Below are 23686 nucleotides of genomic sequence, written 5' to 3'. Positions count from 1 at the left end.
CCCTCTCTCGCACCTCTCAGCGTACTGGCTCGCACGCGCCCGCAAGGCCGAGAGCGGATGCCGCGTGTGCCAGACTTGCCCCATGTCAGGCGAGCCCCAGACCGCAGCATCCGACTCCTCGGCCGGCGCCGAGCAGAACCCCTACGGCGGCGCCGCCGCAACCGGTGGGCCGAAGCGCGTTCGCACGCGACATTTCCAGAACGCGAAGCGCGACGGCATCAAGATCACGGGCCTGACGAGTTACGACCAGCTCACGGCGCGCATCTTCGACGAGGCGGGCATCGACTTCCTGCTCGTCGGCGACTCGGCCGGCAACAACGTGTTCGGTTACGAGACGACGCTGCCCGTCACGGTCGACGAACTCATCCCCCTCACTCGCGCCGTCGCGGGCGCCGTCAAGCGAGCCTTCGTCGTGGCCGACATGCCGTTCGGCTCCTACGAGAACGGCCCTGAAGACGCGCTGCACACCGCGGTGCGGTTCATGAAAGAGGCGGGCGCGCACGCCGTGAAGCTCGAGGGCGGTGAGCGCAGTCACAAGCAGATCCGTCGCATCGTCGGTGCCGGCATCCCGGTCATGGCGCACATCGGCTACACACCGCAGAGCGAGCACGGCCTCGGCGGCCACGTCATCCAGGGTCGCGGTGAGGGCGTCAAGCAACTGCTCGCCGATGCGAAGGCCGTGCAAGAGGCCGGCGCGTTCGCCGTCGTGCTCGAAATGGTGCCCGCGGATGCCGCGCGACAAGTCACCGAACTCCTCGAGATCCCGACCATCAGCGTGGGCGGCGGGCCGCACACCGACGGCCAACTGCTCGTCTGGACCGACTGGGCCGGGCTCACCATCGGACGCGTGCCGAAGTTCGTGAAGCAGTACGCCGACCTGTCCGGAATCCTCAGCGCGGCCGCGAAGGAGTGGCGAGCCGACGTGGAGTCAGGCGTCTACCCGAACGCCGAGCACTCCTACGAGTAAGGCTCAGTCTTCGGCGGCTTCTTCTTCGGCCCACTTCGCGCTGTTCGCACGCAGGATGTCCAGTGCCCGCTCCGCCTCGGCGCGTGTCTCGAACGGGCCAACCCGATCGGTCGAGGGCGACTCGAATCCCTGCTCCACCTCACCGGTGCGCAGGTTGTACCAGAACATGTGTTCGACATCCTCGGCCATAGGCTGATCCTATGCCCAAGGACGCCTCCGGCCACCTGATTCCCGGCCGCTTGTCGCCGACGCGAACCGTGCCCGCCTCGATCGCACGCCCCGAGTACGTCGGCAAGCGGGCGCCGGCGCCCTACACTGGCGGCGACCGCTACTCCCCCGAGGAAGTCGACCGCGTTCGTGCGGCGGGGCGGGTCGCCGCAGGCGCGATCGAGGCGGCGTCGGCCGCGATCCGGCCCGGCGTGACGACCGACGAGCTCGACCGCATCGTGCACGAGCACGTGGTCGCCCACGGCGCCTATCCGTCGACGCTCGGCTACCGAGGCTTCCCGAAGTCTTCTTGCACGTCGGTCAACGAGGTCATCTGCCACGGCATCCCCGACGACACCGTGCTGGCCGACGGCGACCTCGTCAACATCGACGTCACCGCCTACCTCGACGGCATGCACGGCGACCTCAATCACACCTTCCTGGTGGGCGAGGCGAGCGAGGAGGCCGCGCAACTCGTCGAGCGCACGAGGGAAGCGCTCCGCCGAGGCATCCGTGCCGTCGCACCCGGTCGGCAGATCAACGTCGTCGGTCGCGCGATCGAGGCGTACGCGAAACGGTTCGGCTACGGGGTGGTGCGCGACTACACGGGCCACGGCGTCGGCAGGGCATTCCACTCGGGGCTCATCATCCCCCACTACGACGCGCCCGAATACGACACCGTCATCGAGGTGGGCATGGTCTTCACGATCGAGCCGATGCTCACCCTCGGCGGCATCGAATGGGATGTCTGGGCCGACGATTGGACCGTCGTCACGCGCGACCGTTCCCTCACCGCTCAGTTCGAGCACACCCTCGTCGTCACGGAACACGGCACCGAGATCCTGACACTTCCCTGAACACCACCCGAACGACCCGCGATAGTGTGACAAATATGGCGACTGAGCACGCGATCGGCATCGACATCGGCGGCACGGGTATCAAGGGCGCGGTCGTCGACCTCGCCAGCGGAGAGCTCGTCTCCGAGCGCCGCAAGGTGGCCACTCCCGAGGGCGGTCGCCCTGCCGACATCCTGACCGCGACCGGCGAGCTGCTCGACGCACTCTCGAACGAGTTCGGCGATGCGCTCCCCCTCGGCGTGTGCTTCCCGGCGGTCGTCAAGCACGGGCGCACGCTGTCGGCGGCCAACATCTCACGCGAGTGGATCGGCCTGCCGGCCGAGCAGCTGTTCGAAGACACCTTCGGTCGCGAGATCCACTTCATCAACGACGCGGATGCCGCGGGGTACGCCGAATCCCGGTACGGCGCCGCGGTCGACGCCGAGGGACTCGTGATCCTGACGACCCTCGGTACCGGCATCGGTTCGGCGTTCCTCTACGACGGCGTGCTCGTGCCGAACACCGAACTCGGCCACATGGAGGTCGACGGCGTGCAGGCCGAGAAGCGCGCCGCGTACTCCGCCATGGAACGGGAATCGCTCGGCTGGCAGGACTGGGCGGCCCGACTGCAACGGTTCTACGCAGCCGTCGAGTTCCTGTTCTCGCCCGACCTCTTCGTCGTCGGGGGCGGTGTCTCGAAGCACCACCCGCAGTTCCTGCCGTTGCTCGAACTGCAGACGCCGATTGTTCCCGCGATGCACCGCAACAACGCGGGCATCCTCGGGGCCGCGTCGCTCGCCGCGCACTGAGTCTCGGCGCTCGCATTCACCGTTCGACGATGCCGGGGTGTGAGTGGGCCGGCTGATACGCCGGGTTCTGTTCACCGGGCGCTTGCGCGACACCGGCTGGACGGCCATCTCTCTCGGGACTACGTTGCCGCAGCCCTCCAGCGGTCTACCCGGGAACGGGACGGGCAGCCCCATCGTTCCCTGTCTGACCTTGCTCCGGACGAGGTTTACCGAGCCGACCACGTCACCGCGGCCGCTGGTGGGCTCTTACCCCACCGTTTCACCCTTACCCGGTGCTTGCGCACCGGGCGGTCTGCTTTCTGTGGCACTGTCTCGCGGGTTGCCCCGGGTGGGTGTTACCCACCATCCTGCCCTGTGGAGCCCGGACGTTCCTCGGCGCACGATCGAAACCGTGCGACGCGACCGTCTTGCCGACCCACTCGCACCATGAGTCTACCGGCCGCGGACGCTGGCGGATCGCCGAGGCATCCGCCCCCGTCGCACGCCGTCTCGGACTGTGCGCGGTCAGAGACCCGACTCTTCGGTGCGCACCAGGATGCGGTCGCACTCGGGGCACTGCACGACATCATCGGGGGCCGCACGGCGCACCGACTCGAGATCGGAGCCGGTCAGCGTGATGCCGCAGCCACCGCAGGTGCGCGCCTGGAGCAAGGCGGCTCCGACTCCCCCGCCGCGCACTCGACGCTGTTCGTAGAAGGCGAGCAGCGGCTCGGCGATGCCGCCGGCGACGACCCCGCGATCACGCTCGGTCTGCTCGCGTTCGACGCCGAGCCCTCCGGCGGCCTCGTCACGTTCGGCTTCGAGCTTCGCTACGTCGGCGTCGATCGCCGCGCGCTGCAGATCGATGCTGGAGACGGCCACCTCGGCCTCTTCGACCCGCTCCATCACGACGAGTTCCTGCTCTTCGAGGTCGCTCAAGCGCCGCCGCAGCGATGCGAGTTCGGATTCGAGCGCCGAGACATCCTTCACCGATGAGGTGTGCTGCAGGCGATCGCCGTCGCGCACGATGCGCGCCTCGACAACGGTGACGTCGGACTCGAGGCGCTTCAGCTCCACCTGCGCGTCTTCGAGGGCGCCGATCGCTTCGGCCCGCTTGCCCCGCACCGCCTGGTCACGAGCGGCGAGCTCGGCGAGCGGGCCCGCCTGCGGCAACGTGCCGAGCCGGTGAGCGAGTTGCGTCAACCTGGTGTCGAGGGATTGGAGCCGCAGCAACTGTTCTTGTTCGGCGGGGCTGGCCTTCACGTAGTGCTCCTCGTGGGATCGGGTCGTCGGTGAGGACGGTGGTCGGTGGTGCTGATTTACTGCACGATCTGGAAGTCCCAGGGGTCGGTGCGAGTTTCGGAGACGATGACGGTGAGCTCGGGATGCGCGGCGCGGAGCTGCTCGGCAGCAGTGTCGAGCCAGAGCCACTCGCTCGCCCAGTGGGAGACGTCGATCAGGGCCGGCCCGCCCGTGAGCTTGGCCTGCTCCCGCGCTTCTGAGGCCGGATGGTGGCGCAAGTCGGCGGTGATGTAGGCGTCGGCCGTTCGCACCGCGGGATCGCCGAGCAACGAATCGCCGGCGCCACCGCACACGGCGACGGTCTCGACCCGATCATCGAATCCGCCGGCGACGCGCACACCGGTCGCCGTCGGCGGGAGGATCTCGGCGAGTCGTCTGGCCAGTCGGCCGACGGTCGTGGGTTCGGGCAGCCGCCCGACACGGCCGAGTCCAGTGCCCGGATCGGCCGACGGCACGATGGGGGTCGCCCCGACGAGGCCCAAGCGTTCGGCGAGCACCGCCGAGGTGCCCTCGTCGACGACATCGGCGTTCGTGTGCGCGGTGACGAGCGCGCAGTCGGCCCGGATCAGTCTCGCGAGCAGCGAACCCTTGTAGCGGTCTTCAGCGACCGACGTCACCCCGCGCAGGAGCAGCGGGTGGTGGGCGATGATGAGGTCTGCTCGCTCGGCGAGGGCCTCGTCGATGGTCTCGGCGACCGCGTCGACGGTCAGGACGACACGGCGCACCGCTGCAGCGGGATCGCCGGTCACGAGGCCTGGGGCATCCCATGACTCGGCGCCTGTGATCGGCCAGAGACGATCGATCGTCGTCAGGAGGTCGGCGAGGCTGGCGGTCACCCATTCAGCCTACCTTCGCGGTCGACACGACGTTCCGCTCGGCGATGAGGCGCTGCAGGCCGCCGCTGAGGATCCGCTCACGGGAGATCGTCGAGCCAGATGCTGATGCCATCGGCGGCCAGTGCCGCGGTCGTCGAGAGGTGCGGCGGCACGGCGCTTGCCTCGGTGCTGGTGTCGCGGTCGCCTCTCGCGTTCACAGCTCCTCCAACGGCGCTCGCTCGTCGGCAAGACGCTGCGGATCGATCCGATCGCCGCGCCTGATGATGCCCTGCACGGCCTCGTTGACGTCCCACACGTTGACATTCATGCCCGCGACGACACGACCCTCCGCGAGCCAGAACGCGATGAACTCGCGGCGAGCCCGGTCGCCCCGGTAGACGATGTCGGCGCCGCGCGTGAGCGGCCCGAACCCCGAGTACTCCATGCCGAGGTCGTACTGATCGGTGTAGAAGTACGGGATGTCGTCGTAGGAGACCGGCTGCCCGAGCATGGATCTTGCGGCGGCAACGCCGCCGTGCAATGCGTTCGCCCAGTGCGCGCTTCGGAGGCGCAGGTCGACGAGCGGGTGGTAGGCCTCGGCGATGTCGCCTGCTGCGTAGACGTTCGGCACGTCGGTGCGGAGCGCCGCGTCGGTGAGCACACCGGAGCCGATCGTGGCCCCGGCACCCCGGGCGAGATCGAGGTTCGGGATCGCGCCGATACCGACCAGCACGAGGTCGGCATCGATCACCTCACCGCCTTCGAGGCGCACTCCGGTGACCCGGCCGGCCTCCCCGATGATCGAGTCGACGATGACGGACGGCCTGAGGCCGACGCCGTGCGAGAAGTGCAGTTCGGCGAACATGCTGCCGAGCTCGTCGCCGAGTGCATTCGCGAGCGGAATCGGGTCGCGTTCGAGCACGGTCACCTCATTGCCGAGGGTTCGCGCCGTCGCCGCGACCTCCATGGCGATCCAGCCCGAGCCGATCAGCACGAGTCTTCTGCCGCCGCCGGCGAGCTCGACATGCAGCGCCTCCGAGTCGTCGAGCGTGCGCAAGGTGCGCACACCCTCGAGGTCGGCGCCCGGAGCATCGAGGCGGCGGGCGTGCGACCCCGTTGCGAGCAGCAGTGCGTCGTAGTCGATCACGTCGCCGGAATCGAGCTCCACCCTCTGTGCGGATGCATCGAGTCGGATGACCGAGGTGCCGAGGTGCAGCTCGATGTCGTGCTCCGGGTACCACGCGGATGGCTCGACGAACACCGAGTCGCGGGCGGCGTCGCCGGCGAGGTAGTCCTTCGACAGCGGCGGTCTGATGTACGGGTGGTGCGCCTCCGCACCGATCAGGTCGATGTGGCCGGTGAATCCCTCGTCTCGCAAGGTCTTGGCCGCCGTGGCTCCGGCGAGGCCGGCACCGACGATCACGAACTTCGGCGTCTTGGTCACGATCACCCGTCTCTCGTGCGACTCGATCGCACCTCTCGTTCCGACTGTAGGAGTGCGGTTTTCTTACGTCAATCGTCGCCGTTTTAGAGTTCTCTTCTTCTGTCGAGAAACACTGTTTTAGAGTTACGATGTGCCTCATGGATGACTCCACGCGTCTCGACGACTTGGTCGCCGTCGCCGCGATCGCAGACCCGCAGCGACGGGCCCTGCTCGAGTTCGTGGCGCGGCATCCAGAGCCCGTCGGTCGCGACGATGCGGCGACCGCCCTCGGCATGACGCGCGGAACCGCCGCATTCCATCTCGACCGACTCGTCGAGGCGGGCCTGCTCGTCGCGGAGTTCCAGCGACGCAACGGCAGGTCGGGCCCTGGGGCAGGTCGGCCGGCCAAGCTCTATCGACCCGTCCCCGGCGAACTCGTGGTCTCGGTGCCCGAGCGTCACTACGACCTCGCGGCCGAACTCCTGACCAGGGCTGTCGAAGAGTCGGACCGCACCGGCGAGCCCATCCGCCCGACTCTCGATCGCGTCTCTGCCAAGCTCGGCCGGGCGCTCGGAGCCGCTTCCGACTCGATGACCGAAGTGCTGCAGCGCCTCGGCTACGGGCCTGTCGACGACGGCGATGGCGGGATGCTGCTGACGAACTGTCCCTTCCGCCGAGTGGCCCGGAATCACACCTCGACGATCTGCAGCGCGAACGCGGCCCTCCTGCGCGGCGCAGCCGAGGGCGCCGGGGAGATGCGCCGGGTGGACCCCGCGCCTCGCGACGGGTATTGCTGCGTGCGACTCGTGGCCGACGCACCACGCTGACGCACCGCGCTGACCCACGGATCGTGTTCGCCTCTGAGTCGATCGCGGCCGAGGTGCTCCGGTGGGTCTCGCTCACGCCGAGGCATCCGGATGCCTCGACCTCGGTCGTGGCAGGAATGCACTCAATACGCGATCGACAACTTGCATAAATCCTGCACATGCAATATTTTAATGGCATGTGCAGGATTCACGCGTGAACACCGAGAAGCTGAGTGCCACGCTCGCAGCGATCGCGAGTCCGCAGCGCATGCGCATCATTGCGATCCTCTCGACGGAGACGCTCCACGTCAGTGAGCTCGCCAGGCGGATGGGAATGTCACGCGCACTCCTCTATATGCACCTCACCAAGCTCGAAGAGACCGGATTCGTGACCGGGCATCTCGAGATGTCCGACGACGGCAAAGCGCTCAAGCTCTTCGAACTGCTGCCGTTCACACTCACACTCACCGCGGAGACGCTCGCAGAAGCCGTCGCCGCACAACAGGAAAGCGAGAACAGCCGACCATGAACGAGGATCTTCCGACCATCTACCTCCTGATCCCGTTCATCGTGCTGGTGTTCGGTTTCGTCTACATACTCGTCCGTACTTCCTGGAAGTCGAAGGAACGGATCGCGCAGGGCAGCTCGGAACTCACCGAGGCTCTCGCAGCGAGCGCAGCCGCGAACACGGCGATCGCCGAGCGCCTCGACCGCATCGATTCGCGCCTGGCCGCCATCGAGAAGGCGCTCAACGACATCCCGGTGTAGTGGCGTTCGGACGCCGAGCGGAGACCAAGGGTGCCGCGGGTGCGCCGATCCCGCCAGGCGAGCTCAGCTGGCTGCGTCCTCCCAATTCTCAACGAGCCGAGTGCGACGAAGAGGGATGATCGGGCAAGACACGGAATCGGGGACTCGGCCCGGGAACGTCGTTGGTGTGAACAACGACGCTTGGGTGGGCCCTGCCGGGCTCGAACCGACGACATCCACGGTGTAAACGTGGCGCTCTACCAACTGAGCTAAAGGCCCGCGTACTGCGCGCGGCGCACAGCCATGTTATCGCGGGCTGCCTAGACTCACGGCCATGGAGCCGATGCTGCAGCATCCGAGCCGGAGCACGCCGACCGAGCACCGCTGGCCTTCCGTCGTCGCGCTCGTCATCGCCTTGGCTCTGTACGCGGCGCTGCCGAACGAATTCCTCGGTGCGCAGCGCTTCATCGTCGTCGTCTTCGGCGTGGCGCTCCTGGTGCCGCTCGTGGTCACGAATCCGCACCGGCTCACCCGGCGCTCTGCGTTCACGAAGTGGGTCTCGATCGCCCTCGCCGGCGGGCTCGTGATCGCGAACCAGCTCACCATCGTGCTCCTGCTCGTCACGCTTGCTGCGGGCGGGGTCGACGACGCGCACGGTCTGCTCCTTGCTGCGGTACAGGTCTGGGTCGCGAACGTCATCGGGTTCACGCTGCTCTACTGGGAGCTCGACCGCGGCGGCCCGGTCATGCGCACCATGGAGGCTCGCGCCGACCTCCCGCCCGCCGACTTCCGGTTCCCCCAAGACGAAGACGACGACGCCGTCAGCGAGGTCGCAGCCCGATCGTCCGTCGTGCACGACTGGATGCCGCGGTTCGTCGACTACTTCTACTCGGCACTGTCGAACTCGATGGCGTTCAGTGCGACGGACGCGATGCCGTTGTCGCCGCGGTTCAAGCTCCTGATGGCGCTGCAGGCGTTCGGCGGCTTCCTGATCCTCGCCCTCGTCATCGCCCGATCGGTCAACATCCTCGCGTGAGTGCGAACGCGAGAATCGAGCGGATGCACCGAGCTGGGCTCAGAGCGAAGCGAGTGCGTGCCGATACTGCTCGAGGGAGCGCGCCTCGCCCCGGGGCGTCGCGAAGCTCGCCGCGATGACGCCGTCGGCATCGAGCACGAACGTCGCCCGGTCGGCCAGGCCCGTGGCGTCGTCGAAGGCACCGAAGGATGCCGCAACAGCTCCGTGCGGCCAGAAGTCGGAGAGCAACGCGAAGCCGTACTCCTCGCGTTCTGCCCACGCCCGCAGCGTGTGCTTCGAATCCACCGAGACGGCGAGGAGTGCGACATCCGATTCTTCGAACATGGCGATGTTGTCGCGCAACTCGCAGAGCTCGCTGCGACAGAGGCCCGAGAACGCGAGCGGGAAGAACACCACGGCGACCGCTCGGCCGCGAAACCCGGCGAGGCTCACGGGCTGGCCGAACTGGTTCGGAAGGGTGAAATCAGGCGCTGCGGCGCCGGTGGCGAGGATCACGAGACGGGTTCCCTCCCAGGACGTTCGGTCGAATCGAGGCCTCAGCCTAGCCCCCACGTTGCAGGCATAGAATCACTAGGATGGCGTGGTGCCACCCGGCCGCGAACCGGCCCATTCGGCGTGCGCACGTCCCACACCCGCAGGCATGATCTGCTGAAGAGAGAGGTCGAGTGTGACTGTCAACGACCAGGATCCTTACTCGGTCGAGGCGATGGACGCCGATCCGGAAGAGACTTCCGAATGGGCCGAGTCCCTCGATGCGCTTGTCGCTGAGAAGGGACACCAGCGTGCGCGAGAGATCATGCTGAGCCTCCTGAAGCGCTCGAAAGAGCTGCACCTCGGCGTGCCGATGGTGCCGACCACCGACTACCTCAACACGATCGCCCCCGAGAACGAGCCCGAGTTCCCCGGCGATGAAGAGATCGAGCGCCGCTACCGCGCGTGGATCCGCTGGAACGCCGCCGTGCTCGTGCACCGCGCGCAGCGCCCGGGCATCGCCGTCGGCGGGCACATCTCGACGTACGCCTCGAGCGCCTCGCTGTACGAGGTCGGCTTCAACCACTTCTTCCGCGGTCAAGACCACCCGTCGGGTGGCGACCAGATCTTCATCCAGGGCCACGCCTCCCCCGGGCCGTACGCTCGTGCCTTCCTCGAGGGGCGCCTCACGGGCGACCAGCTCGACGGCTTCCGCCAAGAGAAGTCGCACGCGCCCAATGGTCTCTCGTCGTACCCGCACCCGCGCCTCATGCCCGAGTTCTGGCAGTTCCCGACCGTGTCGATGGGTCTTGGACCGATCAACGCGATCTACCAGGCGCAGACGAACAAGTACCTCACCAACCGCGGCATCAAAGATGCCGGCGACCAGCAGGTCTGGGCGTTCCTCGGCGATGGCGAGATGGACGAGGTCGAGAGCCGCGGCCAATTGCAGGTCGCCGCCAACGAAGGCCTCGACAACCTGAACTTCATCGTCAACTGCAACCTGCAGCGACTCGACGGCCCGGTACGCGGCAACGGCAAGATCATTCAGGAGCTCGAGAGCTTCTTCCGCGGTGCGGGCTGGAACGTCATCAAGGTCGTCTGGGGCCGCGAGTGGGACGACCTGCTCGCCCGCGACCACGACGGCGCACTGCGCAACCTCATGAACGTCACCCCCGACGGCGACTACCAGACGTACAAGGCCGAGTCGGGTGCATACGTGCGCGAGAACTTCTTCGGTCGCGACCCGCGCGCCCTCGAGCTCGTCTCCCACCTTTCGGATGACGAGGTGTGGGGTCTCAAGCGCGGCGGTCACGACTACCGCAAGGTCTACGCCGCATTCAAGGCCGCGAGCGAGCACAAGGGCCAGCCGACGGTCATCCTGGCGAAGACGATCAAGGGCTACGGCCTGGGTCCTGCCTTCGAGGGTCGCAACGCGACCCACCAGATGAAGAAGATGACCCTCGACAACCTGAAGACCTTCCGCGACCAGATGCGCATTCCGATCACGGACGCGCAGCTCGAGGAGAACCCGTACCTCCCGCCGTACTACCACCCGGGCGAGGGCGACGAGGCGATCCAGTACCTGCACGAGCGTCGTCGCGAACTCGGCGGGTATCTGCCCGAGCGCCGGTCGAACCACACCGCGATCTCGCTGCCCGACGACTCGGCCTACGCGATCGCGAAGAAGGGCTCCGGTACTCAAGAGATCGCCACGACCATGGCGTTCGTCCGACTGCTGAAAGACCTCATCCGCTCGAAGGACTTCGGTCACCGCATCGTGCCGATCATCCCCGACGAGGCTCGCACCTTCGGCATCGACGCGTTCTTCCCGACCGCGAAGATCTACAACCCGAACGGCCAGCACTACACCTCGGTCGACCGCGAACTCCTGCTCGCCTACAAAGAGAGCCCGCAGGGTCAGATCCTGCACGTCGGCATCAACGAGGCCGGCGCGATGGCGGCCTTCACGAACGTCGGCACCTCGTACTCGACCCAGGGCGAGCCGCTGATCCCGGTCTACGTCTTCTACTCCATGTTCGGTTTCCAGCGCACGGGCGACGCCATGTGGGCGGCCGGCGACCAGATGGCCCGCGGGTTCATCATCGGCGCCACCGCAGGCCGCACGACGCTCACCGGCGAAGGACTGCAGCACGCCGACGGGCACTCGCCGCTGCTCGCGTCGACCAACCCGGCCGTCGTCTCGTACGACCCCGCCTACGGGTACGAGATCGGACACATCGTGCGCTCGGGCCTCGAGCGCATGTACGGCGGCAACCACGCCGACCCGAACGTCATGTACTACATCACCGTCTACAACGAGCCGCTCGTGCAGCCGGTCGAACCCGAGGGTGTCGACGTCGACGGCATCGTGCGCGGTATCCACCGTCTCGGTGAGTCCGACGCCGCCGGGCCCAAGGCCCAACTGCTCGCCTCCGGCGTCTCGGTGCCATGGATCCTCGAAGCGCAGAGGCTGCTCGCCGAAGACTGGGGTGTGTCGGCCGACGTGTGGTCGGTCACCAGCTGGGCCGAGCTGCGCCGCGACGGCCTCGCGGCCGACGAGCACAACTTCCTGAACCCCGATGCCGAGCGTCGCGTCTCGTACCTCACGCAGAAGCTCGCCGGGGCGCGCGGCCCGTTCGTCGCGGTCTCCGACTTCATGCACGCAGTGCCCGACCAGATCCGTGCCTACGTGCCCGGCCCGTTCGCGACGCTCGGTGCTGACGACTTCGGCTTCTCCGACACACGGCCCGCAGCGCGACGCTTCTTCAAGATCGACGGCCCGTCGGTCGTCGTGCGCACGCTCGAGCTGCTCGCCGACCGCGGCGAGGTCGACCGCTCACTCCCGGCCCAGGCGATCGCGAAGTACCGGCTGCACGAGGTCAATGCCGGCACCACCGGATCGGCCGGCGGAGAGAGCTAGCGGTCGACGAGGTGGCGACGAAGCCCAAGACGAAGGCGGAGACGCTCGCATGGTTGCGGACCATCGCGGGCGAGCTCGCCACTGCGACGCTCAAACGACTCGAAGACACCTTGCCGTGGTACGGCGACATGCCGCCGAGTCGCCGCTCCGCGGTGGGCCTCGTCGCCCAAGCCGGCATCTCCTCGTTCATCGCCTGGTTCGAAGACCCGCGGTCGACCCCGTGGATCGCAGCCGATGTCTTCGGGGCCGCCCCACGTGAGCTCCTGCGCTCGGTGAGCCTGCAGCAGACGCTGCAGCTCATCCGCGTGACGGTGGAGGTCGTCGAAGACCGCGTCAAAGACGGCGGCGAGCTGCTCCGCGAGGCGATTCTCCTCTATTCGCGCGAGATCGCGTTCGCGGCGGCCGACGTGTATGCGCGCGCGGCGGAAGCCCGCGGGCTCTGGGACGCGAGGCTCGAGGCACTCGTCGTCGACTCGATCCTCTCGGGCGAGGCCGATGACGAGCTGCCGAGCCGCATCGCCGCGCTGGGCTGGCACGGTCACGGCGAGGTGTCGGTGCTCGTCGGCACCGCGCCGAAGCAACTCGATGTCGACCATGTGCGTCGAGCCTCACGTCACATGCACGCCGATGTGCTCATCGGGGTGCAGGGCAACCGGCTCGTGCTCGTCATCGGGCGGGCTGACCCGCTCGCCCGCGAGGCCGACGAGGCGATCGGCACCGCCCCTGCCCTCACGTTCATGGAGATCGCCGACCAACTCGAACCGCACTTCGGGCCCGGGCACCTCGTGCTCGGTCATGCGGTGCCGAACCTCGTCGACGCATCGAAGAGTGCGAAGGCGGCGCTTGCGGGATTCGCGGTTGCGCGCTCCTGGCGGCACGCCCCGCGCCCGGTTCACGCCGACGACCTCCTTCCCGAGCGCGCACTGGCCGGCGACCCGCTCGCGCGGGCGACGCTCGTGCACCGCATCTACCGGCCGCTGCAGGCGCACTCCACCGAGCTGCTGACGACCCTGTGGAGCTACCTCGACAACGGCCGTTCGCTCGAGGCGACCGCGCGCGAGCTCTTCGTGCACCCCAACACCGTGCGGTACCGCCTGAAGCGAGTCTCCGACGTCATCGGTTGGGATGCCACGGGCGCGCGCGAGGCACTCATCCTGCAGTCGGCGCTCATCATCGGTTCGATGAGCGATCATGAGCATCCGCCTCGTCGCCGCACGCAGAGCTGACACGACTTCTGTACCGTCTGTACAAGGCTTTCGCGAAGAGCTTGTCGCGTGTGCACACCCGAGCGGGTCGTCACCTTGGCAGACTGGTGTGGTGATCGTCGTCGTCTGCCCTGGACAGGGCTCCCAGACCCCTGGTTTCCTCTCCCCTTGGCTCGGAGAACCGGCTTACGCCGAGCGACTGTCGGCGCTGTCGGATGCCGCGGGGCTCGACCTCGCCCACTACGGCACCGAAGCCGACGCCGACACGATCCGCGACACTGCGATCGCGCAGCCGCTCATCGTCGCGGCCGGCATCCTCACGCTTGAAACGCTCCTGGCAGATGGTCGCGGGGCCCGCATCGGCGGTATCGCCGGTCACTCGGTGGGTGAGATCACGGCCGCGGCCGGGTCGGGCGTGTTGAGCGACACTGATGCGATCCGGTTCGTCGCCGAGCGCGGCCGTGCAATGGCGGATGCCGCGGCCCTCGTGCCGACCGGCATGAGCGCGGTCATCGGTGCGGTCGAGACGGACCTCCTCCCCCGGCTCGACGAACTGGGCCTCGAGCCCGCGAACTTCAACGGCGGCGGACAGATCGTGGTCGCCGGCGCCCTCGACGCCCTCGAGGCGCTGAAGACCGAGCCGCCGCCCGGTGCGCGGGTGATCCCGCTCCAGGTGGCGGGAGCCTTCCACACGCGATACATGCGTCCGGCCGTCGAGCGCCTCGCCGACGTCGCCTCCGGCCTCGCCCCGGCCGACCCCGTGCTCCCGCTCTGGACGAATCGCGACGGCAGCCCCGTCGCATCCGGCGCAGCCTTCCTCGATCTTCTCGTCGGCCAGGTCTCCTCGCCCGTACGCTGGGATTGCTGCATGGAGTCCTTCGCTGCCGCCGGCGTCACCGGCATCATCGAAGTGGCCCCCGCAGGAGCCCTCGTCGGCCTCGCCAAGCGCGCGCTCAAGGGTGTGCCGACCGTGGCCGTGAAGACTCCCGACGACCTGCCGGCGGCAATCGCGCTCATCGAGCAGCACGCCTGAGCCGACGAATGACACGAGAAAGCCGAGCATGACGAGACCGACCCTGCAGCAGTCCCACGGGCCCGCGTACACCCGCATCTACTCGATCGGTGCCGCGCGCGGCGCCAACGCGGTACCGAACGACGACCTCGTCGGCCCGATCAACTCGTCTGACGAGTGGATCCAGCAACGCACGGGCATCGTCACCCGTGCGCGCGCCGGGGCTGACGTTCCAGCCATCGACCTCGCAACGGATGCTGCCGTCGAGGCGATCGAACGCTCTGGGGTCTCACCCGAGCTCATCGACCTCGTGATCATCGCCACGATCTCGAACGTGCAGCAGACGCCATCGATGGCGGCCGTGGTCGCCGACCGGGTCGGTGCGAACCCTGCGGCGGCCTATGACACGAACGCCGCGTGCGCCGGCTACGCATATGCCGTGGCGCAGGCCGACGCGCTCATCCGTACCGGAGCGGCGCACTACGCACTCGTGATCGGCGCCGAGAAGCTCTCCGACGTCGTCGACCCGACCGACCGCAGCATCTCGTTCCTGCTCGGAGACGGCGCCGGCGCGGTCGTCATCGGCCCGAGCGACACGCCCGGCATCGCACCCACCATCTGGGGCTCCGACGGGTCGAAGGCGGGTGCCGTCGGCATGAACAGCACACTCACCGAGTTCCGTGACGGCAACGCCGAGTGGCCGACGCTCCGTCAGGAGGGCCAGACGGTCTTCCGCTGGGCCGTCTGGGACATGGCGAAGGTCGCGAAGCAGGCTCTGGATGCCGCGGGCGTGACGTCAGCCGATCTCGCGGCGTTCATCCCGCACCAGGCGAACATGCGCATCATCGACGAATTCGCCAAGCAGCTGAAGCTGCCCGAGACGGTCGCGATCGCCCGCGATATCGAGACGACGGGCAACACCTCCGCCGCGTCGATCCCGCTCGCGACGCACCGCCTGCTCGAAGAGCACCCTGAACTCTCCGGAGGCCTCGCCCTCCAGATCGGCTTCGGCGCCGGACTCGTGTTCGGCGCCCAAGTGGTGGTTCTTCCCTGAACCGCCTCCCCCTTGTCCATCTAGACTGTCTCTCGGTCAAACGAGACACCCCCAAGGAGAAGAACAATGGCATCGTCCACCGAAGAAGTGCTTGCCGGCCTGGCCGAGCTCATCAACGACGAGACCGGCATCGCAACCGACACGGTTGAGCTGGACAAGTCGTTCACCGACGACCTCGACATCGACTCGATCTCGATGATGACCATCGTCGTCAACGCCGAAGAGAAGTTCGACGTGAAGATCCCCGACGAAGAGGTCAAGAACCTGAAGACCGTCGGCAACGCCGTCGACTTCATCGTCAAGGCCCAGGCCTAGCAGCTGCGTGGAGCGGGCCGGCGCCTCTGCCCGGCCCGCTCGTTCAGCATGACCGTTCTCTCCATCGGAGTGTTTCTCGAATGACCAAGAAGATCGTCATCACCGGTATCGGTGCGACCTCGCCGCTCGGCGGCACCGCCCCCGAAAGCTGGAATGCCCTGCTCGCCGGCGAATCCGGCACGCGCACGCTCGAACACGAGTGGGTCGCCGAACTCGAACTGCCCGTCACTTTCGCCGCCGAGGCGAAGGTGCGCCCAGAAGAGGTGCTCGAGCGCCCGGTCGCGAAGCGGCTCGATCCCTCGAGCCAGTTCGCGCTGATCTCGGCCAAGGAGGCGTGGGCCGATGCCGGCGCACCCGAGGTCGCCCCCGAGCGACTCGGCGTCGACTACGCCACCGGCATCGGCGGCATCTGGACACTACTCGACGCCTGGGACACGCTGCGTGAGCGCGGCCCGCGTCGAGTGTTGCCCATGACCGTGCCGATGCTCATGCCGAACGCCGCGGCGGCAGCCATTTCGATGCACTTCGAGGCGCGCGCGTTCGCTCGAACGGTCGCCTCGGCTTGCGCCTCGAGCACCGAGTCGCTCGCGAACGCCTACGAGCACCTGCAGCTGGGTCTCGCCGACGTCGTCATCGCCGGCGGTTCCGAGTCGGCGATCCACCCGATCACGCTCGCATCGTTCTCGTCGATGCAGGCACTCTCGCGTCGCAACGACGATCCGGCTCACGCATCGCGCCCGTACAGCGTCGACCGTGACGGCTTCGTCATGGGTGAAGGTGCTGCGAGCCTCGTGCTCGAGACCGAGGAGCACGCGCTCGCGCGCGGCGCCCGCATCTACGCCGAGCTCGCGGGCGGTGGCGTGAGCGCGGACTCGTTCCACATCACGGCGAACGACCCCGAGGGCCGAGGCGCGCGCCGCGCCGTGCTCGATGCGCTCGCACAGGCCGGTGCCACTCCCGATGAGGTCACCCACATCAACGCGCACGCCACGAGCACGCCGGTCGGCGACATCGCCGAGTACACGGCACTCGCGGGCGTGTTCGGCGACCGCGTGCGCGAGATCCCCGTCTCCGCGACGAAGGCCTCGACCGGTCACCTGCTCGGCGGTACCGGTGCGTTGGAAGCGGTATTCACGATCCTCGCGCTCCAGCACCGCGTCGCTCCGCCGACGATCAACATCAGTACGCAGGACCCCGACATCCCGTTGCTCGTCTCCGGTGAGCCGCAACCGCTCGCCGACGGCCCGCAGCTTGCGATCAGCAACTCTTTCGGGTTCGGCGGGCACAACGCGGTCATCGCGATCCGCACCCCGTAGGCGAAAAGCCCGCGTGACGATGCACGCATGAGAAGACCCCGGTCGCGCCATCGCGCCGGGGTCTTCTCTCGTGCACGGTCCGAGGGTTTCGCTCGCGCGCTGCCGGGATCGTTCCTCCGACCTCGCGTCACGCCGCCGGCGGACCGAGGCTCGCTCAGCCCACCTGGTGCAACCAGACGACCGGAGCGAAGTCGCTCGCGTGACGAAACGGCTCGAGCTCGTCGTCCCACGCTTGCCCGAGCGCGAGTCGCAGCTCGCGGTGCAACTCGATCGGGTCGGTGCCGCCGACCTCCATCGCGTAGCGGATTCGGTCTTCGGGCACGACGGTGTTGCCTGCCGTGTCGGTCTGCGCGTAGAAGACGCCGAGTTCGGGCGTGTGCATCCACCTGGCGCCGTCGGAGCCGGGAGTGGGGTCTTCACTCACCTCGAAGCGAAGCTGCTCCCAGCCGCGCAGCGCGGACGCGAGCTTCGCACCGCTGCCGGCCTCGCCCTCCCAGTAGAATTCCGCGCGCATCGCGCCTCGGAACACCGGTTGCTCGCTCCAGTCGAAGTTCACCGGCGTGCCCAAGGCACTGCCGGCCGCCCACTCGACATGCGGGCACAGCGCCCTCGGCGAGGAGTGCACGAACAGCACACCTCGCGCGGCGCGCACAGCCCGCGTGGCATTCTTCGTCATCTCGATCTCCGTTCTTGAGGTGCGTCTTCCCCAACGACCTCTGACGGACGGATGACCGGTATTCGATTGTCGACGAGCGAGCCGTCACCGCCGATTATGCCCCGCATCAGCCTCATTGACAAGACTCGGAACCATATACTCAGTGAGACGTTCACATCTGATCGGAGAGTCCATGGCCGTACGCGATGCACTGCTCGCCCTGCTCACTGCTGGTCCGGGGTACGGATTCCAGCTCCATGGCGATCTCGCTGAACGCACCGGCGGCCGTCGGAGCGTGAACGTCGGCCAGAGCTACGCGACCCTCGAGCGCCTCGGCAAGCAGGGGCTCGTCGAATCCGCCGGCGCGACCGACGACGGCCTCCCGCTGTACCGATCGACTGCAGACGGCACCGCCGCCACCACGGCATGGTTCAACGGCACGGATGCCTCGGGCAGCGACCCGTGGGATGAGTCGATCGATCGGGTGCTCATCGCCGCGTCGTTGCCGGGCGTCGATGCCGGTCGCATCGTCGCCGCGGAGCGTCGACGATGGGAGGAACGCCGCGCCGCGGCATCCGCTCGCTCGACGCTCGACGACCGTGGGAGCGCACGCGATGCCGATGTTGCGGCGCCCGCGCGGCTCGGCGCGCTCGCCGCCGCAGCCGAGCGCGCCCGCGCCGGAGCGGCACTCGCGTGGTTCGACGAGGTCGAATCGGCGCTCGGAACGCATGATCTCTCGTTCGCGCCACGCATGGAACGACCTCGGCGCGGCCGCAGGCCGACGACGAAAGCAGGGCCGTCGGCGACCGCCGCCGATCAGGCGTCGGCCAACTCGTAGCTGTCGACGATCGCGAGGTCGAGCGGGAACTCCACGGGGAACTCGCCGAACATCAGGCGGCCCGCCGCGTCCGCGGCTTCCGTGACGGCCGCGGCAACGTCGTCGGCGAGTTCGCGCGGAGTGTGCACGATGATCTCGTCGTGAAGGTAGTACACGAGATGTGGCACGTTCGCGAACGCGATGCCGGAACGGTGCGCGCTCTCGCCGGGGTCGGGTGCCGCGAGGGCGATCGCGGCGAGTTTCGAGCGCAGGGCGGCCATCCAACAGAGCGCCCACTCGGCCGCGCTGCCCTGCACTACGAAGTTGCGCGTGAAGCGACCCCAGTCTCGTGCGCGCGCGCGGGCCCGGCGTTCGTCGGCCGCTGTCGCCTCGGGCTGGCTGGCCAGCGATTGCGTCGATCGCCAGTCTTCGCCAGGCAGCGGCGAGGAACGGCCGAGCAGGGTGGTGACGCTGGCCCCGCGCTCACCGTCGGCGGCAGCACGATCGACCAGCGCCATGGCGCGAGGGTACGCACGCGCGAGCCGCGGCACGAGCCGGCCGCTCTCGCCCGTGGTCGCGCCGTACATGGCGCCGAGGATCGCGACCTTCGCCTCGTCGCGTGACTCGACGACGCCGGCTCCGACGATGCCGCTGTAGAAGTCGCGGCCTCGCCCCGCCTCGGCCATCGACTCGTCATGCGCGAGACCGGCGAGCACGCGCGGCTCGAGTTGGGCGGCGTCGGCGACGACCAGCACCCAGCCGGGGTCGGCCACGACGGCGCTGCGCACGTTCTTCGGCAGCTGCAGCGCTCCCCCGCCGGCGGTCGCCCAACGGCCGGTCGCCGTTCCGCCCGGCACGTAGTCGGGACGGAACCGGCCATCGATCACCCACTCGTCGAGCCACGCCCAGGCATTCGCGCTGAGCAGTCGGGCGAGCTTCTTGTAGGCGACGAGCGGCTCGATCGCCGGATGCTCGTGTTCGCGGAGCTCCCATCTGCTGGTCGACTCGACCTGGATGCCGGCCCCGCGGAGTGCCTTCAGCAGCGCCGCTTGCGAGTCGAGATTCACTGATGGCGCGCCGAGCGCCGCGCGCACCCGGACGGCGAGCTCCTCCATGCGAACAGGCTTGCGTCCTGGAGCGGGTTTCGGACCCAGCACACCCTCGAGCACGCGCTCGTGCACGCCGCGGTGCCACGGCAGGCCCGCGGCGTGCAGCTCGGCGCCGATGAGTGCGCCGGCCGATTCCGCCGCGAGCAACAGCCGAAGTGCGCCGGGCCGTTCGGACGCCGTCACGAGGGCGAGCTGCCTGGAGTGCTCGGCGAGGATCTCTGCGACCGGCACGCCGAGCACGTCACGCGGGCCGGTGAGTTCGGTCAGCCCGGAGGCATCCGCCTCGCCCTCGAAATCGCCGAGGTCGAAGAGAGCTGCACGAGCAGCGGATGCCGCAGGTGCGAAGCCGACCGACTGCCCGGCCTCAGCGGGGCCGGCGGGCAACCAGGCCGGTCTCGCGAGCTCGCCGGTGCCGCGAACCGCGGCCGTCGTGGTCGAGTGGTCGAGGATCGCCCCGGCGAGGACGAGGTCGTGACAGCGCTCGACTCGCACGCCCTGGGCGAGCAGGCGCGGGTACCACCGGCGGGTGTCGGCCCAGACCCACCGCGGGTGTCGTGACTCGAGCGCGCGCACCGCACTCGGAAGTTCTTCGAGCGTCACCGCGTCGAAGGGTTCGTTCGAAACCGACGGATCGACGAAACCGACCAGGCCTGGCCCCATCGCACCGACAACGATCCGCATCGTCCCATTCTCCCGGTTGCAACCGACATCGGCGACGGATGTCGGTGGTCGACGACAGGATCGTCTGCATGAACGAGATGCGGCAGTGCACATGGTCGCGGTGAGCTTCGGGTGCGGCCACGGTGCCGATGCCGGCGCACCGGAATCAGTGTCGCTCGCTCGCGTCTGCCCGCTTTGCATGCTCGTGCACGAGACGCAGCGTTCGCGCGCCGAACTGCTCACCCGCGTCGTACCGTCGCAACGAGCCGCGCTCGCCCGCGAGACGCGCATCGGCGCGAGCTACGAATGGCGGTGCCGTCGCGGGCACGACCGCTACCCGGCGACGGTGAGCGAGGTGCTCACCGGTCCGAGCTGTGCGAAGTGCCGGGCCAACGCTGCAGCACCGGCAGCACTCCGCGAGGCCGGTCTCGCCTTCATGAAGCCGGGGCTCAAGGTCGGCACCTCACGCGTCGAGCAGCGATTGCGACTGCTCCTCGGCCAGCGCATCCGTCTGCACCATCGCGTCAACGCAGTGCGCATCGCCCGCATGTTCTACGGCAAGCAGGAGGTCTGGCCCGACATCCTGGTGCCGCAACTGCGCATCGCCGTCGAGTACGACGATCCCGGTCGATCGCGGCGAGCGCATCTCGGCCTGAAAGAGGCCTCCGACCTCGAGAAAGACGAGGCGCTCCGTGAGGTCGACTGGGAGGTCATCAGAATTCGGGCGGGCGGTTTGGGCCCGCTCGGTGCGCACAGCGTCGTCTGCCGGAGCCTCACGATCGCCGCGGTCGACGAGGTCATCGCGATCATGCGGCGCATCCGCGGCGACGCTGCGATCGACGCCCTGTCGATCCGGCATGAGGTGGCCGGCTGAGCCCACGATGCCCGGCACGGCATACTCCTGGCGATCCACCGAGAAGAGTTGGTGCATGCGAGCAATCCTCCCGATAGGGTGAGTGGACCCGAGCGCCCCTTCCGGCCCGGGTTTTCGCGCGCAGAGAGGCACTCGATGCTCCTTCCGTTCATCATCGTCGGAGGCATCGGCCTCGTGCTGCTGCTCATCTCACTGGTGCTCGGCGACATCTTCGACCACCTCGACATCGGTGACGGCGCACTCTCAGGCACTGCATTGGCAGTGGGCATGGTGGTCTTCGGTGCATCCGGCGCCCTCGTCTCGAGCATGGGGCTCGAACTGGTCTGGGTGTACGTGCTCTCGATCGTGCTCGCCGCCGTCGCCTACGGGCTCTGCGTGCTCGCCATTCGCAATCTCACCCGCAGCTCCGATGGCGCGCCGGCATCGGCCGCGGGGCTCTCGGGCGTCGCGAGGTCGGACATCTCCGCCGCCGGCGGCGAGGTGAGTCTCGACGGCCCGGGCGAGGTCGAACGTCGGCTCGCGTATTCCGAGCAGCCGATCGGCGAAGGTACACGCATCCGCGTCACCGAACACGTCGGCAGCCGCGTGAAGGTCGTCGCGGACTGACCTCACGGCTGCTCTCGGGTGGCAATTTGCACCAACCCTCCACTTCCCCTGCCCCTGCCCCCCCACCCCTTCTCCCGATAGGAACCCGATGCTCTCCCCCCTGCTGATTCAGGTCATCTCCGTCGTTGCGATCGTCATCGCCCTGCTCGCACTGCTCACCTTCATCGCCCGCCGCATCAGGCGTGTGCCGCCGAACGAAGCCCTCGTGATCGTCGGCCGCGGCGCCGGCCGTGCAGCCCCCGAGCAGTCGTCGGGGCAACGCGTCGTCATCGGAGGCCGCACCTTCGTCTGGCCGATCCTGCAGCAGGGCTTCGCAATCTCGCTCGAACAGCGTCAGATCGGCATCACCGTCGAGGGCGTCGACAAGAACCGCATCAAGATCGCGATCAAGGCCTCGATCAACTTCAAGGTGAGCGGCACCGAAGACGGGGTGCGGCGTGCTGCGCAGCGCTTCCTCTCGCAGCAGGAGCTGCTGACCGAGATCATCAAGGAGTCGCTCGAAGGATCGCTCCGCTCGATCGTCGGCGACATGACGATCGAACAGATCATCTCCGACCGCAAGAGCCTCTCCGACCGAGTCGTGTCCGAGACGAAGACCGACCTCGTCGAACAGGGCCTCCAGGTCGACCTGCTGAACATCTCCGACATCTCCACCCCCGGCAGCGAATACCTCGCGAACCTCGGTCGAGCCGAAGCCGCGCGTGCTCGACAGGTCGCCGAGGTCAGCGAAGCCGAGGCGGCGCGGGTGAGCGAGTTCGCGCGCATCGAGGCGGCCGAGCAGGTCGCCGAGCGTCAGAAGGCGCTGAGTCTGAAGCAAGCCACGATCAAAGCGGAGACCGACCGGGCCAACGCCGAAGCCAACGCATCCGGCCAGCTCGCCACGGCCGAGCAAGACAAGCTCGTCGCCGTGCAGGAGCGCGACGCGCTCTCCGAGCAGGCACTCGTGACGCAGGAGCGCCTCGACATCGAGATCCGCAAGCCGGCTGAGGCCGAGGCGTACGCGGAGGTGCAACGCGCCACAGCCCAGCGCGACGCGGCGAACGCGGCCACCGAAGCCGACGCGTACAAGCGCACCAAGATCGCCGAAGCCAACAAGGTCGCGGCCGTGCAAGACGCCGAAGCCTCCGCCACCGCCGTGCGCTTCTCGGGCGAGGCCGAGCGCGACCGACAGGTCGCCCTCGCCGCGGGTATCCGTGCCGACGGCGAAGCGCGCGCCGCAGCGGTGCAGGCACAGGGCCTCGCCGATGCCGCGGCGACCGACGCCAAGGCGATCGCCCTCAAGAAGTACGGTGAGGCGGCGCTCGCGCAGGAGATCATCTCCCGCCTGCCCGAGATCGTGCGTGCCGCCGCTGAGCCGATCTCGAACATCAAGAACCTCACTGTCGTCTCGACAGACGGCGCGAGCGCGATCACCAAGACCGTCGGTCAGGTGCTCAGCGAAGGCACCGAGGTCGTGAAGTCACTGACCGGACTCGATGTCGGGTCGATCCTCGCCGGCCTCGCCGGCGGACAGCTCACGAAAGCCGACAGCGCCACCGCTACCGCTACCGAGTAACCTCGGCGTTCTCTCGTTGCACCGATCGACGACCGAGGGTGTGTGCCGCGCGGCGCACACCCTCGCGGCTCGAGCCGGCCTTCAGCCTCGAGTTCAGATCCGGGTTCGTCGGGCTGCATTGCCTTCGGGATCGATCGACCGAGGCAGGAGCTGCACCGTGACGCTGAGCGCTGATGACGCCGACGCG

At 68.2% G+C, this 23686-nt stretch carries 24 protein-coding genes, 1 tRNA gene and 1 other RNA gene; 17 read left to right on the top strand and 9 right to left on the bottom strand.

What is annotated here, in order from left to right:
* The first annotated feature begins 82 nt into the window (after nt 1-82).
* Complete coding sequence (panB, locus tag AC1C2R_RS16165; protein ID WP_495354084.1) at nt 83-967, top strand: 3-methyl-2-oxobutanoate hydroxymethyltransferase; 885 nt, start codon at nt 83-85, stop codon at nt 965-967.
* 3 nt (nt 968-970) lie between these two features.
* Here panB and AC1C2R_RS16160 read toward each other — a convergent pair whose 3' ends face one another.
* On the bottom strand, nt 971-1156 hold the full coding sequence (locus AC1C2R_RS16160; RefSeq protein ID WP_022894454.1) for an SPOR domain-containing protein: 186 nt from the start codon (nt 1154-1156) through the stop codon (nt 971-973).
* An 11-nt stretch (nt 1157-1167) separates the two neighbouring features.
* Here AC1C2R_RS16160 and map point away from each other — a divergent pair, with 11 nt between their 5' ends.
* Entirely contained in the window at nt 1168-2031 is an 864-nt protein-coding gene (map, locus tag AC1C2R_RS16155; protein ID WP_495380623.1) for a type I methionyl aminopeptidase, read from the top strand.
* Between the two features lie 35 nt (nt 2032-2066).
* Nucleotides 2067-2819, top strand: coding sequence for a polyphosphate--glucose phosphotransferase (gene ppgK / locus AC1C2R_RS16150; RefSeq protein ID WP_495354086.1), 753 nt, complete (start codon nt 2067-2069; stop codon nt 2817-2819).
* 40 nt (nt 2820-2859) lie between these two features.
* On the opposite strand, the gene rnpB is transcribed toward ppgK, so the two are convergent.
* The 4 genes from rnpB to AC1C2R_RS16130 all read right to left on the bottom strand — a co-directional run bounded on the left by rnpB (nt 2860) and on the right by AC1C2R_RS16130 (nt 6359).
* Nucleotides 2860-3237, bottom strand: an RNA gene (gene rnpB / locus AC1C2R_RS16145) — RNase P RNA component class A.
* 86 nt (nt 3238-3323) lie between these two features.
* Nucleotides 3324-4061, bottom strand: a complete 738-nt coding sequence (locus AC1C2R_RS16140) for a zinc ribbon domain-containing protein (protein WP_495380622.1) — start codon at nt 4059-4061, stop codon at nt 3324-3326.
* Between the two features lie 56 nt (nt 4062-4117).
* Nucleotides 4118-4936 (bottom strand): Nif3-like dinuclear metal center hexameric protein, encoded by an 819-nt coding sequence (locus AC1C2R_RS16135; protein ID WP_495380621.1) that lies wholly within the window; start codon nt 4934-4936, stop codon nt 4118-4120.
* 193 nt (nt 4937-5129) lie between these two features.
* A complete protein-coding gene (locus AC1C2R_RS16130) occupies nt 5130-6359 on the bottom strand; it encodes an NAD(P)/FAD-dependent oxidoreductase (RefSeq protein WP_495380620.1) in 1230 nt (409 codons plus the stop codon).
* Nucleotides 6360-6496: 137 nt separating this feature from the next.
* Here AC1C2R_RS16130 and AC1C2R_RS16125 point away from each other — a divergent pair, with 137 nt between their 5' ends.
* The 3 genes from AC1C2R_RS16125 (at nt 6497) to AC1C2R_RS16115 (ending at nt 7912) form a co-directional block, all read left to right on the top strand.
* Complete coding sequence (locus AC1C2R_RS16125; RefSeq protein WP_495354090.1) at nt 6497-7165, top strand: helix-turn-helix transcriptional regulator; 669 nt, start codon at nt 6497-6499, stop codon at nt 7163-7165.
* 193 nt (nt 7166-7358) lie between these two features.
* Entirely contained in the window at nt 7359-7673 is a 315-nt protein-coding gene (locus tag AC1C2R_RS16120) for an ArsR/SmtB family transcription factor (RefSeq protein ID WP_495380619.1), read from the top strand.
* Nucleotides 7670-7912 (top strand): hypothetical protein, encoded by a 243-nt coding sequence (locus AC1C2R_RS16115; protein ID WP_495354092.1) that lies wholly within the window; start codon nt 7670-7672, stop codon nt 7910-7912. Before AC1C2R_RS16120 ends, AC1C2R_RS16115 begins: the two co-directional genes overlap by 4 nt.
* A 185-nt stretch (nt 7913-8097) precedes the next feature.
* On the opposite strand, the gene AC1C2R_RS16110 is transcribed toward AC1C2R_RS16115, so the two are convergent.
* A tRNA-Val gene (locus AC1C2R_RS16110) sits at nt 8098-8170 on the bottom strand.
* A 55-nt stretch (nt 8171-8225) separates the two neighbouring features.
* Between AC1C2R_RS16110 and AC1C2R_RS16105 the strand changes: the two genes are divergently transcribed.
* Nucleotides 8226-8927: a hypothetical protein gene (locus AC1C2R_RS16105; RefSeq protein WP_495354093.1), complete on the top strand. Its 702-nt coding sequence runs from the start codon at nt 8226-8228 to the stop codon at nt 8925-8927.
* 39 nt (nt 8928-8966) lie between these two features.
* On the opposite strand, the gene AC1C2R_RS16100 is transcribed toward AC1C2R_RS16105, so the two are convergent.
* Complete coding sequence (locus tag AC1C2R_RS16100; protein WP_495380618.1) at nt 8967-9422, bottom strand: peroxiredoxin; 456 nt, start codon at nt 9420-9422, stop codon at nt 8967-8969.
* A gap of 172 nt (nt 9423-9594) precedes the next feature.
* Between AC1C2R_RS16100 and aceE the strand changes: the two genes are divergently transcribed.
* The 6 genes from aceE (at nt 9595) to AC1C2R_RS16070 (ending at nt 17223) form a co-directional block, all read left to right on the top strand.
* Nucleotides 9595-12321: a pyruvate dehydrogenase (acetyl-transferring), homodimeric type gene (gene aceE / locus AC1C2R_RS16095; protein ID WP_495354095.1), complete on the top strand. Its 2727-nt coding sequence runs from the start codon at nt 9595-9597 to the stop codon at nt 12319-12321.
* A gap of 11 nt (nt 12322-12332) precedes the next feature.
* Complete coding sequence (locus AC1C2R_RS16090; protein WP_495380617.1) at nt 12333-13547, top strand: PucR family transcriptional regulator; 1215 nt, start codon at nt 12333-12335, stop codon at nt 13545-13547.
* A 91-nt stretch (nt 13548-13638) separates the two neighbouring features.
* Nucleotides 13639-14559, top strand: coding sequence for an ACP S-malonyltransferase (locus tag AC1C2R_RS16085; protein WP_495380616.1), 921 nt, complete (start codon nt 13639-13641; stop codon nt 14557-14559).
* Nucleotides 14560-14587: 28 nt separating this feature from the next.
* Nucleotides 14588-15592: a beta-ketoacyl-ACP synthase III gene (locus AC1C2R_RS16080; RefSeq protein ID WP_495354098.1), complete on the top strand. Its 1005-nt coding sequence runs from the start codon at nt 14588-14590 to the stop codon at nt 15590-15592.
* 66 nt (nt 15593-15658) lie between these two features.
* Nucleotides 15659-15907 (top strand): acyl carrier protein, encoded by a 249-nt coding sequence (locus tag AC1C2R_RS16075; RefSeq protein ID WP_495354099.1) that lies wholly within the window; start codon nt 15659-15661, stop codon nt 15905-15907.
* An 80-nt stretch (nt 15908-15987) separates the two neighbouring features.
* Nucleotides 15988-17223, top strand: coding sequence for a beta-ketoacyl-[acyl-carrier-protein] synthase family protein (locus AC1C2R_RS16070; RefSeq protein ID WP_495354100.1), 1236 nt, complete (start codon nt 15988-15990; stop codon nt 17221-17223).
* Between the two features lie 154 nt (nt 17224-17377).
* On the opposite strand, the gene AC1C2R_RS16065 is transcribed toward AC1C2R_RS16070, so the two are convergent.
* On the bottom strand, nt 17378-17899 hold the full coding sequence (locus AC1C2R_RS16065) for a DUF3145 domain-containing protein (protein ID WP_495354101.1): 522 nt from the start codon (nt 17897-17899) through the stop codon (nt 17378-17380).
* Between the two features lie 172 nt (nt 17900-18071).
* Between AC1C2R_RS16065 and AC1C2R_RS16060 the strand changes: the two genes are divergently transcribed.
* On the top strand, nt 18072-18716 hold the full coding sequence (locus tag AC1C2R_RS16060; RefSeq protein ID WP_495380615.1) for a PadR family transcriptional regulator: 645 nt from the start codon (nt 18072-18074) through the stop codon (nt 18714-18716).
* On the opposite strand, the gene AC1C2R_RS16055 is transcribed toward AC1C2R_RS16060, so the two are convergent.
* Nucleotides 18695-20485 (bottom strand): bifunctional 3'-5' exonuclease/DNA polymerase, encoded by a 1791-nt coding sequence (locus AC1C2R_RS16055; RefSeq protein ID WP_495380614.1) that lies wholly within the window; start codon nt 20483-20485, stop codon nt 18695-18697. The two genes, AC1C2R_RS16060 and AC1C2R_RS16055, sit on opposite strands and share 22 nt — an antisense overlap.
* An 85-nt stretch (nt 20486-20570) precedes the next feature.
* Here AC1C2R_RS16055 and AC1C2R_RS16050 point away from each other — a divergent pair, with 85 nt between their 5' ends.
* The 3 genes from AC1C2R_RS16050 (at nt 20571) to AC1C2R_RS16040 (ending at nt 23499) form a co-directional block, all read left to right on the top strand.
* Entirely contained in the window at nt 20571-21338 is a 768-nt protein-coding gene (locus AC1C2R_RS16050; RefSeq protein ID WP_495380613.1) for a hypothetical protein, read from the top strand.
* A gap of 135 nt (nt 21339-21473) precedes the next feature.
* Nucleotides 21474-21944, top strand: a complete 471-nt coding sequence (locus AC1C2R_RS16045; RefSeq protein WP_495354105.1) for an NfeD family protein — start codon at nt 21474-21476, stop codon at nt 21942-21944.
* An 88-nt stretch (nt 21945-22032) separates the two neighbouring features.
* Complete coding sequence (locus AC1C2R_RS16040; protein ID WP_495380612.1) at nt 22033-23499, top strand: flotillin family protein; 1467 nt, start codon at nt 22033-22035, stop codon at nt 23497-23499.
* Nucleotides 23500-23686: the final 187 nt, after the last annotated feature.

The organism is Agromyces sp. Y182, assembly GCF_059445385.1.
Note: the sequence above shows the minus strand (reverse complement) of the source record. Positions and strands in the feature narration are given on the sequence as shown.